This window comes from Phyllobacterium sp. P5_D12 (assembly GCF_054049495.1).
Genome location: NZ_JBFUMG010001107.1, coordinates 1 through 681 on the forward strand (window position 1 = coordinate 1; position 681 = coordinate 681).

2 protein-coding genes are annotated in these 681 nt (G+C 68.7%); one reads left to right on the forward strand and one right to left on the reverse strand.

Annotation, left to right across the window (positions count from 1 at the left end; genetic code table 11):
• Window positions 1-194, reverse strand: a 194-nt coding sequence (locus tag ACXJ5O_RS28970) for a hypothetical protein (RefSeq protein WP_457302913.1), incomplete at its 3' end; no start/stop codon positions are given.
• A gap of 157 nt (window positions 195-351) precedes the next feature.
• On the opposite strand from ACXJ5O_RS28970, the gene ACXJ5O_RS28975 reads away from it, so the two are divergent.
• The coding region (locus tag ACXJ5O_RS28975) for an AraC family ligand binding domain-containing protein (protein ID WP_457302914.1) at window positions 352-681 on the forward strand (330 nt) is incomplete at its 3' end.

Below are 681 nucleotides of genomic sequence, written 5' to 3' on the forward strand. Positions count from 1 at the left end.
CCGACCATGTGCCCATCGGCCTCGGCCACGTGGCCGGGGAACGCACCCTGCGCGATGCCGTCCGCCCAGCTCTCCACGGTGATGCCCAACGCGGACAGCTGCGCGACCGAGAAGGCGTTCTCGCGGGTGCGCCCGCGCAGGTCGATGCAGTGGGCAGCGTCATCGGCGACGGCGGTGCGGTAAGTGATGGGCATGCTGGCGCCTCCTGGCGGGTCATTCGAACGCGGACGATAGCGCAGATGACGCGTTCCAGCCGGTTCACTGTCGCAATGCGCCGCGCGCGGGCCTGCGATGCCGCTGCCAGCCATGGCATCCTGAGCAGGCTGCCCCTCTCGCGTCACGGAACCCCGCATGCGTCCCACCACTGAATTCTGGCGTGATCCGTCACTGCCCCATGTCGAGAGCCGCCGCGCCTGCGACAGTCGCGCCTGCTATCGACCACACAGCCACGACACGTTCTCCATCGGCGCGGTGGATGCCGGGCGCAGCGTCTTCAGCGGCGCGTCCAGTGGCTCCCGGGTGCTGCAGGCGGGCAGCGTGGTCGCCGTTCCCGCTGGCTGTGTGCACGCCTGCAATCCGATGCCCGGCCATGCCTGGAGTTACCAGATGCTGCATCTCGATGCAGACTGGTTGGGCAGTCTCCGCGACGAATCATCGCCGCCGCCATCGACCCGACACCTT